The organism is Nonomuraea candida, from assembly GCF_000725485.1.
GTDB classification, from domain to species: Bacteria; Actinomycetota; Actinomycetes; order Streptosporangiales; family Streptosporangiaceae; genus Nonomuraea; species Nonomuraea candida.
In genome coordinates this window covers 289,841-301,891 of the sequence record NZ_JOAG01000004.1, presented here as the reverse complement: position 1 = coordinate 301,891, position 12,051 = coordinate 289,841, and the positions used below count along the sequence as shown (strand labels likewise).

Sequence of the window (12,051 nt, the reverse complement as noted above, 5' to 3'; positions counted from 1 at the left end):
GGGGAGCTCCCTTCAGCCCAGGAACGCCTCGGCGTTGGCTGCGAGCAGCTTGGCGCGGGCCGTGCCGGACAGGAAGGGGGCGCGCCGGATCAGGTCACCCGCGGGTGACTCGCCGAGCGGATAGGGAAAGTCGCTGCCGAGCATCACGTGGTCCTCCCCGAGAGTGTCGACGAGCAGCCGCAGCGCGCGCTCGTCGAAGACGGCAGAGTCGACGCTGAACCTGCCGAGGTAGTGGGACGGCGGCCGTTCGGAGACGCCGACCAGGTCGTGCCTGCGGTGCCAGGCGTTCTCGAACCGGCCGAGCCAGAAGGCGAACGAGCCGCCGCCGTGCGCGAAGCAGATCCGCAACGTGTCCGGCACGCGGTCGAACACGCCGCCGAGGATCATCGCCAGGATGGACAGGTGCGTCTCCGCCGGCATGCCCACCAGCCACTGGGCCATCCACCGCGAGACGCGCGGCCCCGCGGGCATGTCCCACGGGTGCACGAAGACGGGAACGTTCCTTTCCGCGCAGTGCTGGAGGAACTGCACCACCCCGGGGTCGTCGAGGTCGCGGTCGCCGACGTGGTTGCCGATCTCCACGCCCCGGTGGCCGGCGGCCAGGCACCGGTCGAGCTCGGCGCAGGCCAGGTCGGGGTCCTGCAGCGGCACCTGGCAGAACGGGATCAGCCGCGGGTCGCGGCAGATCTCCAGCGCCAGGTCGTTGAAGACCTCGGCGATCCGCACGCCCTGCGCGGCCGGCCGGTCGTAGCCGAAGAAGACGGGCGTGGGCGAGACCACCTGCCGGTCCACGCCGTCGGCGGCCATCCGGGCGAGCCGGACCTCCGGGTCCCAGCAGTCGTCCTGGATCCGGCGGAACTCGCGGTCGCCGACGAGGATCATCGCCTCGCGCTCGGACTCGACCCGCAGCCTGGGCGCCCCGGGCCAGCCCAGCTCGGGCCAGCCCCTGGGCACGTGGTGCGTGTGGACGTCGATGACCATCTAGCCCTTGCCAGGATGCAGGGCGCCGCACCGGCCGCAGGTGCGGGCCCGCTCGTCGCCGTAGAACGCCTCGAAGACCGGCGGCAGGTCCTTGACGATGTCGCGCACCTGCAGCTCGACCTCGTGCACGAGCGCGGCGCAGCGCGGGCAGTACCACTGGAACTTCTCCAGCTCGCCCTCCGGCCGGATGCGCTCCACCACCAGCCCCACCGAGCCGGCCTCCGGCCGCTGCGGCGAGTGCGGCACGCGCGCCGGCAGCAGCCACATCTGGCCCTCGCGGATGTGCACGGTGCCGGGGCCGTCCTCGGTGACGACGTTGACGTGCATGTTGCCGCGCACCTGGTAGAACAGCTCTTCGTACGGGTCCACGTGGAAGTCGGTCCGGGAGTTGGGCCCGCCGACCACCATCACGATGAAGTCGTCCGCCCCCTCGAAGACCACCTTGTTGCCGACGGGCGGCTTGAGCAGGTGGGCGTGCTCGTCGATCCACTTGGTGAAGTCGATGGGGGGTATCACGTTCGCTCCTGGGGGTGGTAGGCGACGGCTTGCATCTCGATGAGCAGGTGCGGGTGCGGAAGCTGGTGCACCGCGACCGTGGTCCTGGTCGGCCCCTCCTCGTCGAAGAACTCCGCGTAGACCTCGTTGTAGCCCTTGAAGTCGTTCATGTTCACCAGATAGGCGGTGATCTGCACCAGATCGGCCAGCGAGCCGCCCGCGGCCTTGAGGATGTCGCCGATGTTCTCGATGACCGCCCTGGTCTGGGCGCGGATGTCGAGGTTCGTCACACCGTACTTGTCCACCTCGACGCCCACGAACGTGTCGTCGTGGCGGCGGCAGCTCGTGCCCGAGACGTACAGGAAGTCGCCGGCCCGCTTCACGTGCGGAAACCTGCCGCGGGGCGTGGCCTTGCCGGGCACGCGCATGGCCGTGGGTCTCACGGGCCGAACACCGCCCGCACCGAGCCGAGCCCGCCGATCCGCGCCTCGAACACGTCGCCGGGCTCGACGGGCACGACCGGCCCGAGCGCCCCGGTGAGCACCACGTCGCCGGCGCGCAGCGGGGCGCCGGAGCGGCCCAGCCGGGTGGCCAGCCAGACGGCGGCGTTGAGCGGGCCGCCCAGGCAGTCGGCGCCGGAGCCGGTCGAGACCTCCTCCCCGTTGCGCGTCATCGTCATGGCGGCCGCCCGCAGGTCCAGCCCGAGCAGCGGGACGGGCGTGTTGCCCAGCACGAACGCGCCGGCCGAGGCGTTGTCCGCGATCGTGTCGGCCAGGGTGATGTCCCAGTCGGCGATGCGCGAGTCGGCGATCTCGATGGCCGCCAGCGCGAAGTCCACCGCGCGCAGCACGTCGGCCACCGTGAAGGGGCCGCCCTCCAGGTCGGCGCCGAGCACCAGCGCGACCTCCGCCTCGGCGCGCGGCTGCAGGAACTCCCCAACCGGGATCGGCAGGCCGTCGCGGTAGGACCTGTCGGCGAACAACGTGCCGAAGTCGGGCTGGTCGATGCCGAACTTCTGCTGCACGAGCCGGTTGGTCATGCCGATCTTCCGGCCGACCGGCCTGCGCCCGGCCTCCACGGCCCGCCGGGTGTTGATCTCCTGTACGGCGTACGCGTCGGCCGCCGTGCCCACCAGGTCCCTGATCGGCGCGCAGGGCTTGCCGGTGCGCGCGGCCTCGGCCAGCCGGTCCGCCGCCTGGGCGTGCGTGTCCACCGCCTGGGACCATTCGTCATACATCGGGCTGCTCCAGTTTGATGGTGATCGTGGTGGGTTCAGAGTAGAAGTCGAGTGACCTGGTGCCGCCCTCCCTGCCGATGCCCGACAGCTTCACGCCGCCGAACGGGGTGCGCAGGTCGCGCAGGTACCACGTGTTGACCCAGACGAGCCCGGCCTCCAGGCGCTGGGCCACCCGGTGGGCGCGGTCCAGGTTGGTGGTCCAGACGGTGGCGGCCAGGCCGTACTCGCTGCCGTTGGCCAGGTCGATCGCCTCGGCCTCGCTGTCGAACGGCGCCACATGGCACACGGGGCCGAAGATCTCTTCCCGGTTGAACCTGGACCATTCCGACAAGCCTGTCACGACCGTCGGCTCCACGAAATATCCGGCGTCACGATGATCACCGAACGCGGGGACACCGCCTCCCGCCAGCACCTTGGCTCCCTCCGAGCGGGCCAGGGCGTAGTAGGAGAGCACCTTCTCGCGGTGCTCGGCGGAGATCATGGGCTGCGGCACGATCTCCTGGGCCCGGGCGGCCAGAGCGGCGCAGAACTCCTCGAAGACGGGGCGCTGCACGTACAGGCGCTCGGTGCACAGGCAGACCTGGCCGCCGTTGGTGAAGACCGACTTCACCGCGCCCTCGACCGCCTTGCCGAGGTCGCCGTCCTCGAAGACCAGCCCCGCGTTCTTGCCGCCCAGCTCGAACGAGATCCGCTTGACCCGGTCGGCCACCGACTTCATGATCGCCGTGCCCGTGGCGGTGGAGCCGGTGAACGTCACCGCGTCCACCCCCGGGTGCTCGACGAGGAGCTGGCCGGCGGGGCCGTGCCCGAAGATGACGTTGACGACGCCGGGCGGCAGGCCCACCTCGGCGCAGAGCTCGGCGAACACGGCGGCGGAGCCGGGCGTGTGCTCCGACGGCTTGACGACGACGGTGTTGCCGGAGACGAGCGCGGGCGCCAGCTTCCAGGTCATCAGCAGGAACGGCAGGTTCCACGGGACGATCACCGCGATCACGCCGAGCGGCCGGCGCACGGTGTAGCTGAGCACGCCCGGCAGGTGGAAGGCGTCCTCCGGCCGCTGGGAGGCGATCTCGGCGAAGGCGCGGAAGTTGGCGATGCCGCGGGGGATGTCGAGCGTGCGCGTCTGGTCGAGCGGCTTGCCGGTGTCGGCGATCTCGGCCGCCACCAGGTCGTCGAAGCGCGCCTCGATGCCCTCGGCCAGCCGCCGCATCCATCCGGCGCGCTCGCCGACGGGCATCGCCGCCCAGTCGCGGGCCGCCTGCCTGGCCGCGCGCACCGCCCGGTCGACCACCTCGGGATCGGCCTCGCAGGCCTGTCTGACCACCGCTCCGGTGACCGGGTCGTGGACGGGGAACGCCTTGCCCGCGACCACCGGCTCGCCACCGATGAAATGGGTCAGCACAACAGTCTCCTCATCTCTCCCTCACTTCCCGGTATAGATCGCCGTGCCGCTCGGGGACAACAGGAAGTTCCGAGACACGCGGACCTCCGATCGCATCGTCTCGCCGGATCGCGGCGCGCGCCATGCGCGATGCTGGTGGACATGAGGACCCGTACAGACCGAATCACCGCCCACGACGGCTCCTTCGACGCCGCGGTGTGGCTGCCCGACGCCGAGACCGGCCCCGGAATCCTCCTGGTGCAGGAGATCTACGGCGTGGGCCCCTACATCGAGAAGGTCGCGATCGAGCTGGCCTCGCGTGGTTACGTGGTGGCCGCGCCCGACCTGTTCTGGCGCCTTGAGCCCCATTGGATCGCCGAGCACACGCCCGAGGGCACGGCGGCCGCGATCGAGCTGTCGCAGCGCTTCGACGTGGCGCAGGGCGTGGCCGACTGCGCGCTGACCGTGTCGCACCTGCGCCGGCTGCCCGAGGTGCGCGACGGGGTGGGCGCGCTCGGCTTCTGCCTGGGCGGCTCGGTGGACTACATGCTGGCCACCCAGTTCGAGCTGGACGCGGTGCTGTCCTTCTACGGCTCGGCCGTCCCCGACGCGACGGGGCTGATGGAGCGCATCGCGGCGCCGCTGCTGCTGGTGTTCGGGGGCGATGACCCGTACATCCCGCGGGAGCGGGTGGCCGCCGTGGAGAAGGCGGCCGAGGGCAGGCCGAACGTGGTCGTGCACGTCGAGGAGGAGGCCGGGCACGCCTTCCACAACAGCGAGTCGCCCATGTTCCACCAGCCGGAGCCGGCGGCGCGCGCCTGGGAGGTGGCGCTGGCCTTCCTGGAGGAGCACCTGCCCGTCCGGTGACCTGTCCGGAAGGACAGCTTCCGGTACCCCTAGATCATCCGCCATTCTGGCCCCATGGCGCGGACGTGGGAATTGTGGGGATACGTCATTATTGCTGGTACTTTTGCGCTCTTTGTGGCCCTGCCGGCGATCGTGCTGCTCTTCCGGCTCCGCGTCCGCGCCGGCCGTCCCGCGCCCCTGCGCACCGCGATCGCCGACGTCGGCATCGTGGTGGGCACCGCGCCCTGGGTGTGGATGATCCTCACGCCCGCGCCGGGGCCGGCCGGAGTCGGCCTCGTGCCGCTCGCCGACCTCGCGGGCCTGGCCGGGGCCGGCTGGGAGGCGGTGACGGTGCAGGTCGGGGGCAATCTGCTGGTGCTCGCCGCGCTCGGCGCACTGCTGCCGGTACGCAGCCGCGCGATGTCCTCGACGGCCCGCGTTGCGGCGGTCGCGGCGGCATTTTCGGTCCTGGTCGAAGCGCTCCAGTACGCCCTGCGCCTGGGCCGCTTCTCCTCCGTGGACGACGTCCTCCTCAACACCGCAGGCGCGGTGATCTTCGCTTTGGTTACTCGCCGCTGGTGGGCCGGGCGGCATAGCGGCCAGGACCCCGCCATGGTTACGGACCGCTAAAACATCGTCGAATTCACCACTCGGGCACGATCCTCTCAAAATCCGCCCGCGACCAAGCCGTTCTTCTGTGCGATCGTGGACAAGACGGGGCAAGTTCTCTGGAGACGCCACAACCTGGTTGGTGACAGAGGGTGATCAAAGTTGTCTGAATCCCCGGTACCCCACGAGCCCCCTATCTATCGACGCATCGCCGACGGTCTCCGCGCCCGGATTCTCGCCGGCGAGTTGCGCGACGGGGACCGACTGCCGGGCGAGAACGCGCTTATGGCCGAACACGCAATCGCACGAGCCACCGCCAGGCAGGCGCTTGCCGTACTGATCAACGAAGGGCTGGCGGTGCCCAGACGAGGTTCGGGGGTTTACGTGCGGCTGTTCAAACCGATTCGCAGGCACGGCTCGCGCCGTCTGTCACGAGAGCAGTGGGGCCAGGGACGGGCCATCTGGGAGGCCGACACGAGGGGCCGCCCGTTCGTCGTCGATCACTTAGAGGTCACGTTGGAGCGAGCCAGCGAGGAGGTGGCCGGCATCCTGGACAGCGGTGAGGTGTGGGTGCGCCGGCGCCGCTACTCGGTGGACACCAGGCCCGTGCAGCTGGCCACCTCCTCCTTCCCCGCCCATCTGGTCGAGGGCAGCGCGATCACCCTCGCCGACACCGGGCCGGGCGGCGTCTACGCTCGGCTCAGCGACCTGGGCCTGCCCCCCGCCCACTTCACCGAGGAGGTGCGGGCCCGCATGCCGGCGCCGGTCGAGTCAGGGCTGCTCGACCTGCCCGCGGGCACGCCCGTGATCGTGATCGCGCGCACCGCGTACACGGCCGGCGGCCTGCCGGTCGAGGTCAACGAGATGGTCCTGGACTCCGCCGCGTACGTACTCCAGTACGACTTCGATGCCTGATTGAGGCGATAGGAACCTGTCCGTCACGATCATTGAATTCTCTAGAGAGGTGGCGCATCTTCGAAGAGATGGAACCTCGCCTGGGGGCCCGGGAAAGGTGGACGACGATGTCCTTGGATCGGCAGCTCGCCGAGATCGCCCGGGACCACCCCCAGTGGACCATCTGGCGGAGCGATGCCGGCCGCTGGTGGGCCACGAGACACCATCCGCTCAGCGCGGCGCAGCGCGATGCCGGATGTGCGATGACCATCGACGCGGACGACCCGGACGGCCTGCGCGACCGGCTCCGGGAACAGGAGAGGCGGATCGGTGAGCGGCATGCCTGGCGCACCGGCCCCGCACCTCCGTGACGCGGGCCGTGGAGCGTTCCCCGGCCGGCGTCCCAGAAGCAGCCCGGTGCCGGGTCCAGCGTCTCGGCGGCCCCGGCACCGGGCCCCCAAAGTGGAGGGGCCACGAACGCGGAAGTCTCCGACCCTATCGGGGGCGGGGGCTTCCGCTCCCGATCCGCGCGTTCGCGGACCCCGCCACGGCTCGCGGGCGGAGGTCACCTCGGTGGCGTGACCTCGGCCCGCGGGCGTCACGGGGCCAGAGCCGTCACGGGGCCAGAGCCGTCACGGGGCCAGAGCCGTCACGGGGCCAGAGCCGTCAAGGGGCTCCGGGCGTCATGAGACTCCGGGCGTCAAGGGGCTACTTGGGCGTCTCCGACAGCCGGACGATGTTCACGTCGGTGTCGTCCGGGCTGCCCTCCTCGCGGGCCTGCGGCGGCTCCTGGGCGTCGTCGTGCACGATGACGCGCACGGTCTCCTCGGGGTCCCCGCCGTCGCCCTGAGGCCCCTGCGGGTGCTGCGGGTGCTGGGCGTCCTGCTCGTTCTGCGGGTTCTGCGGGTTCTGCGGGTTCTGCGGGCCCTGTGGCCCCTGGGAGCCCTGCGGGCCCGAGATGCCCGGCTGGGCCTGCGGCGGCGCGATGGCCTCCGGGACCAGCGGCCCGGCGTTGGCCTCGCTACGCATGAGGTCGGCCAGCACGGAGCTGATCTCGTTCAGCCGCCGCACGACCTCCGTGTGCGTGTTGCCGAGGTATTCGACCCGCCGGCCGGCCTGCTCGTCCAGCGCGGCGACCCGCTGGTGCGCGGCGGCCAGCAGCGACTCGGCCTCGTGGTGCGCCGCCGCCATGAGCTGCTCGGCCTGGGCGTTGGCTGACTGCACCGTCTGCTCGGCCTCGGCCCGCGCGCCGGTGACGGTCCGCTCGGCCTCGGCGCGCGCGCCGGTGACCGTGCGCTCGGCCTCCTCCCGCGCGCTCCTGAGCGTCTCCTCCGCCTCCGTGCGGGCGGACGTCAGCTGCTCCTCGGCGTCGCTGCCCGCCTGCGCCAGCATGCGCTCGGCGGCCTGCGTGGCCTCGCTCACCCGCCGCTCGGCCTCGGCCTGGGCGGAGGTGAGGATCTTGTCGGCGGTCTCGCGGGAGGACGTCAGCAGCCGCTCGGACTCGGTCTTGGCCGCCTCGCGCACGCTGGCGGCCTCGGCCTCGGCGTCCTCGCGCTTGGCCGCGGCCTCCTCCTCTCCGAGCCGGAGGATCTGCGCCAGGCGGGGGCTGAGGTCCTCGTAACTCTGGGGCGTCTCGACCATGCGGCGCCTGGCCTCGGCCAGCTCGACGCGGCCCTGCTCCGCCTGCTCGATGGCCCGTGCCAGCCGCTCTTCCAGATCCCTTATCTGGTTACGGGTGCGGATCATGTAGTCGTGGACCTGGCGGCGGTTGTAGCCGCGCATCACGACTTCGAAGGTGTCCTCTTGCATCAGATCGGGAATGCTCTCGTGCTGGTTCATCATGGGGGTTACCTATGGTTTGCGTGAGGCCGGGGGAAAACTGCGGGTTGTGAGGGTCTGGCAACGGGACGTCAGGAAACGACTTTCCTGCCATCTGCCCACGTCCGCAACCCGAACGCCATACCCCGAGCTGGAATTACGATGTCTCGAATGTACATAGCAGCGTTGGACAACGGAGCGATCCCGGACATACACCCCGAGGCGTACATAGCCCCCGGAGCCGTCGTGGTCGGCAGCGTACGGGTGGGCCGGGCGTCCAGCATCTGGTACGGCTCCGTTCTCCGCGGGGACGACGAGCGGATCGAGATCGGCGAGGAGTGCAACGTCCAAGACCTGTCGTGCCTGCACTCCGACCCGGGCGAGCCCGCGATCCTGGAAGACCGCGTCAGCCTGGGCCACAAGGCCATGGTGCACGGCGCCCACGTGGAGTCGGGCGCGCTGGTCGGCATCGGGGCGATCGTGCTGGGCGGCGCCCGCATCGGCGCCGGCACGCTGGTGGCCGCCGGAGCCCTCGTGGGCCCCGGCAAGAAGATCCCGTCGGGGGTGCTGGTGGCGGGCGTGCCCGGCCGGATCGTCCGCGAGCTCACCGACGACGACCGCGACTCCTTCGCCCGCACGCCGGACACCTACCTGGCCAAGGCGATCAGGCACCGGCAGGCGTCATCGCTTTGATCAGGACCTCGTCCGACACCGACGCGTTGTTGAGCGGGTCGGCGTAGTCGGGCAGCTCCGGCCTCAGGAAGCGGACGTAGTCGACCGTGAGCTTGAGGTCGGGCGTGCCCTTCACCTGCTTGGCGTTGCCCTTGGTCGCGTCTTTCTTGAGCGTGCTGTAGCTGTCCCAGTCGGTGTAGGCCGTCACGCCCCACTGGAGCACGTCCGGCAGCGTGGAGGGCCAGCGCTGGCCCACCTTCCACGTGCCGCCCTCCTCCTTGTAGAGCGCCACGAAGACCCGGCCGACCCGGCCCAGCGCCAGCTCGACCCAGCCGTCCTTGACGGCCAGCTCCACCGGTTTGGAGCTGCCGTCCTTGGTGTACTTCGCCTCGACCTGGCCGCTCTTCTCGCCGGTGCCGGTGGTGACCGACACCCAGTTGGGCTTGGCGTACGAGCCGGGCTGGCGGGCCATCAGGCCGCCGAGCGAGAACAGCCGCTTGGGCTTGCCGCCGTCCTTGCCCGTGACCTTGACCCGGGCGTGCATCACGATGTCCCCGGCCAGCTCCTGGTAGACGAAGGGGCCCCGGAAGCCGTCGAACCAGGCCGAGGTCTTGGGCTCCAGGTACATCGAGCCCTTCACGGTCTTGTTCACGTCGAATTTGGCGATCCGGTCGACGTCCTTCTCGGTGTCGCTGAGCTTGGTCCACATCTTCAGGTCGGCGGCGTCGTCGAACTCCGCCGACGCCTCGCCCACCTCCCCTCCGGGCGCGGGCGGCTTGGCGTTCTGCAGCGTGAGCACGCCGGGCCCGGTAGGAGTGGGTTGCGCCGACGTCGCCGCACCGCATCCGGAGAGCACGCCCACGACCGCCACCATCCCTGCTACCTTCGCCCTCATAGCGGACATTCTGCCGTGAAATGCTGATGGATGATCCGAGTACGCCCAGTACGATGACCGCCGTGCCACCCTGGGATGCGTTCACCGCCACCGAGGCGGAGGTCCGTGCGATGGTCGCGGACCCGCGCTGGCAGGGGCTTTCCGTGCCCGACCGGGCCCACGTGCTGGCCGCCAGAATACTGGTGACCCCCGACGGCGACCGCTGGCTCTACGGCGCGCACGCGCGCTGGCACCTGCACGACCCCGCCGACGGCCGCTGGCACCTGGCCCCGCCGCCACGGGGCACGCGGGCGCGCCGGGGCGGCCATCCGGCGGCGGCGCTGCCCGACGCCGTGGTGCCGACCGGCTACGACTTCCACGCCGAGCCGGGCTCCACCCAGTCGTTCGTCGGCCCCGACGTGCCCGCGCACCTCACCGAGCAGCTCAGGGTGCTCGTCCGCGCCGCCGGCCGCAAGTCCGAGCTGGACTATCCGCTGACGGCCTTCGACGAGATCTTCGCCTCGGACGTGCCGAGCACGGTGGCGGCCGCGTGGGGCACGATCATGTGGTGCGCGTACGCGCCGGCCTTCGACGGCAACGAGCGGCTGATCACCGTGTTCGGCGAATACCTGCGCCGCTCGCTGCCCGGCGACGAGTGGGTGCGCTGGCTGCCCGCGCCGCCGCTGCTCGACCTGGTCACGCTGGTGGCCGAGCGGCTGCGGGCCGGCCGGCCGCGGGCCGCGCTCAGGCTCGCCGCGGTGATCGCCGACACCGCGCAGCTCCTGCTGCTCGACACCCGGTTCAGGCCCCGGGCGCTGGCGCTGCTCACGATGGTCGAGCCCATGCTGCGCCGGCCGGAGCTCGCGGTCGCACAGGAGCCGCCGCGTCACGACGATCCACGCGAGCACGACGCGGCGATGCGCCGGGCGTGGCTGGCGCGCTGCCCGTCCCGGCTGTGCCGGGCGCTGCTCGTGGAGAACGACCCCGAGGCCGACTTCTCCCACGTCCTGTACGACCTCGTGGCGGCCCTGTCGTTCGAGCCCGACCCCCGGGCCGCGGCCGCCTCCTTCCTGGCCGACCTGTCGGACTCCGGGGGGAGGCTGCCGGGGCGGCTGGACCACCGGCTGCGGCAGGCGTACGAGGAGTTGCGGCGCGCGGGGCTCACCGGGACGTCGGCGGGCGAGGCGACCGAGCCCGAGGGCTTTCCCGTCCGTCCCGGCGGTGTCTCGGTGGCGCCCGCCCCGGTGGTGGAGGTGGCGCCGCCGGACCGGGCGAGCGCGGCGACGGTGCTGGGGGCCGCGTACGCGACGGGGCTGGCGTGGGGCCGGCTGACGGGGGCCAAGCTGCCGGAGCGGGGCCTGGCGGGACAGGCGGCACTCGTACGCAAGATCGTCCACGAACGGGATGATCATCACACTGGGCACGCCTAACCCACTAATACCGCTTTTCCCTTACTCCCCCTATATCCCTGCAACACTTGAGACAACAGCAATTTCGCTGAATTGTGATCTCGGATTCGGGAAATGATCCCCCTGGGGCCCCCGGGGCGCCGAAAGGAATGACTCCGATGGGCCATGTCGCGGGAAGAGGCCGCGCCGTAACCTCGTAGAGGGTGTGGGCTGCGGAAGGAAGGACGACGCGGTGGGGCACGACGACCTGGACTCTCGGGTCCACGACCGTGTCGCGTTGGACGAGATTGCGCTCTACGCCGAGGTGCTCACCGCCGTGGCAGTCAGCGAGCGGCGGCTGACCTTGGACGAACTCGACGACGCGCTCGGATTGCGGACTTCGGCGAGCCGCTGAAGACCGACTTGATGACCAAGACCCCGGGGACCTAGTTCCCGGGGTTTCCCATAACTAGTCAATCCCCAGTGGATCATCCGACTTACGGATGAGGACCACCCGTGGGAGGGCCAGGGCAGAGAGCAAGGACAGAGGGCTAGGAACGCACGAGGCGGGCGATCGCCGCCGACGCCTCCTTGACCTTCGCCTCGGCCTCGGGCCCGCCGCTGTTGATCGCATCGGCCACGCAGTGCGAGATGTGCTCCTCCAGCAGCCCCAGCGCCACCGCCTGAAGGGCACGCGTGGCCGCCGAGACCTGCGTGAGCACGTCGATGCAGTAGGCGTCGTCGTCGACCATGCGCTGCAGGCCCCTGATCTGGCCCTCGATCCGCCGCAGGCGCGTCAGATATGCCTGCTTGTCACCGCTGTACCCATGCATGCTTCTACGGTACCCGTAAGGAG

At 70.9% G+C, this 12,051-nt stretch carries 15 protein-coding genes; 7 read left to right on the top strand and 8 right to left on the bottom strand.

From position 1 onward, the window contains the following. Window positions 1-12: 12 nt before the first annotated feature. The 5 genes from IO39_RS03220 to IO39_RS03200 are packed head-to-tail and all read right to left on the bottom strand — an operon-like array spanning window position 13 to window position 4,115. Window positions 13-981 (bottom strand): amidohydrolase family protein, encoded by a 969-nt coding sequence (locus IO39_RS03220; RefSeq protein WP_043615459.1) that lies wholly within the window; start codon window positions 979-981, stop codon window positions 13-15. Beyond that, window positions 982-1,497 (bottom strand): 3-hydroxyanthranilate 3,4-dioxygenase, encoded by a 516-nt coding sequence (locus IO39_RS03215; RefSeq protein ID WP_043615456.1) that lies wholly within the window; start codon window positions 1,495-1,497, stop codon window positions 982-984. After that, window positions 1,494-1,919, bottom strand: a complete 426-nt coding sequence (locus IO39_RS03210; RefSeq protein ID WP_245641779.1) for a RidA family protein — start codon at window positions 1,917-1,919, stop codon at window positions 1,494-1,496. Before IO39_RS03210 ends, IO39_RS03215 begins: the two co-directional genes overlap by 4 nt. Beyond that, window positions 1,916-2,713, bottom strand: a complete 798-nt coding sequence (locus IO39_RS03205) for a 2-keto-4-pentenoate hydratase (RefSeq protein ID WP_052422385.1) — start codon at window positions 2,711-2,713, stop codon at window positions 1,916-1,918. The genes IO39_RS03210 and IO39_RS03205 overlap by 4 nt, the downstream gene beginning before the upstream one ends. Beyond that, window positions 2,706-4,115, bottom strand: coding sequence for an aldehyde dehydrogenase family protein (locus IO39_RS03200; protein ID WP_043615449.1), 1,410 nt, complete (start codon window positions 4,113-4,115; stop codon window positions 2,706-2,708). Before IO39_RS03200 ends, IO39_RS03205 begins: the two co-directional genes overlap by 8 nt. 141 nt (window positions 4,116-4,256) lie before the next feature. On the opposite strand from IO39_RS03200, the gene IO39_RS03195 reads away from it, so the two are divergent. The 4 genes from IO39_RS03195 to IO39_RS03180 all read left to right on the top strand — a co-directional run bounded on the left by IO39_RS03195 (window position 4,257) and on the right by IO39_RS03180 (window position 6,814). Further along, complete coding sequence (locus IO39_RS03195; protein ID WP_052422412.1) at window positions 4,257-4,961, top strand: dienelactone hydrolase family protein; 705 nt, start codon at window positions 4,257-4,259, stop codon at window positions 4,959-4,961. Window positions 4,962-5,015: 54 nt separating this feature from the next. Next, complete coding sequence (locus IO39_RS03190) at window positions 5,016-5,570, top strand: VanZ family protein (protein ID WP_063765201.1); 555 nt, start codon at window positions 5,016-5,018, stop codon at window positions 5,568-5,570. 141 nt (window positions 5,571-5,711) lie between these two features. Next, the gene (locus tag IO39_RS03185) at window positions 5,712-6,464 is read left to right on the top strand and encodes a GntR family transcriptional regulator (RefSeq protein WP_043615444.1); all 753 of its coding nucleotides are present in this window, start codon (window positions 5,712-5,714) and stop codon (window positions 6,462-6,464) included. Between the two features lie 107 nt (window positions 6,465-6,571). After that, window positions 6,572-6,814, top strand: coding sequence for a hypothetical protein (locus tag IO39_RS03180; protein ID WP_043615861.1), 243 nt, complete (start codon window positions 6,572-6,574; stop codon window positions 6,812-6,814). A 337-nt stretch (window positions 6,815-7,151) separates the two neighbouring features. On the opposite strand, the gene IO39_RS03175 is transcribed toward IO39_RS03180, so the two are convergent. Next, window positions 7,152-8,285: a coiled-coil domain-containing protein gene (locus tag IO39_RS03175; protein WP_043615441.1), complete on the bottom strand. Its 1,134-nt coding sequence runs from the start codon at window positions 8,283-8,285 to the stop codon at window positions 7,152-7,154. A 147-nt stretch (window positions 8,286-8,432) separates the two neighbouring features. Between IO39_RS03175 and IO39_RS03170 the strand changes: the two genes are divergently transcribed. Further along, a complete protein-coding gene (locus IO39_RS03170; RefSeq protein WP_043615438.1) occupies window positions 8,433-8,954 on the top strand; it encodes a gamma carbonic anhydrase family protein in 522 nt (173 codons plus the stop codon). On the opposite strand, the gene IO39_RS03165 is transcribed toward IO39_RS03170, so the two are convergent. Then, the gene (locus IO39_RS03165; protein WP_157547846.1) at window positions 8,926-9,828 is read right to left on the bottom strand and encodes a DUF1349 domain-containing protein; all 903 of its coding nucleotides are present in this window, start codon (window positions 9,826-9,828) and stop codon (window positions 8,926-8,928) included. The two genes, IO39_RS03170 and IO39_RS03165, sit on opposite strands and share 29 nt — an antisense overlap. Before the next feature lie 53 nt (window positions 9,829-9,881). On the opposite strand from IO39_RS03165, the gene IO39_RS03160 reads away from it, so the two are divergent. Then, the gene (locus IO39_RS03160) at window positions 9,882-11,237 is read left to right on the top strand and encodes a hypothetical protein (RefSeq protein WP_043615431.1); all 1,356 of its coding nucleotides are present in this window, start codon (window positions 9,882-9,884) and stop codon (window positions 11,235-11,237) included. Window positions 11,238-11,448: 211 nt separating this feature from the next. Further along, the gene (locus IO39_RS55870) at window positions 11,449-11,610 is read left to right on the top strand and encodes a hypothetical protein (protein ID WP_020540796.1); all 162 of its coding nucleotides are present in this window, start codon (window positions 11,449-11,451) and stop codon (window positions 11,608-11,610) included. A gap of 136 nt (window positions 11,611-11,746) precedes the next feature. Here the strand turns inward: IO39_RS55870 and IO39_RS03155 are convergent, their stop codons facing one another. Next, window positions 11,747-12,028, bottom strand: a complete 282-nt coding sequence (locus IO39_RS03155; protein WP_043615428.1) for a metal-sensitive transcriptional regulator — start codon at window positions 12,026-12,028, stop codon at window positions 11,747-11,749. Window positions 12,029-12,051: the final 23 nt, after the last annotated feature.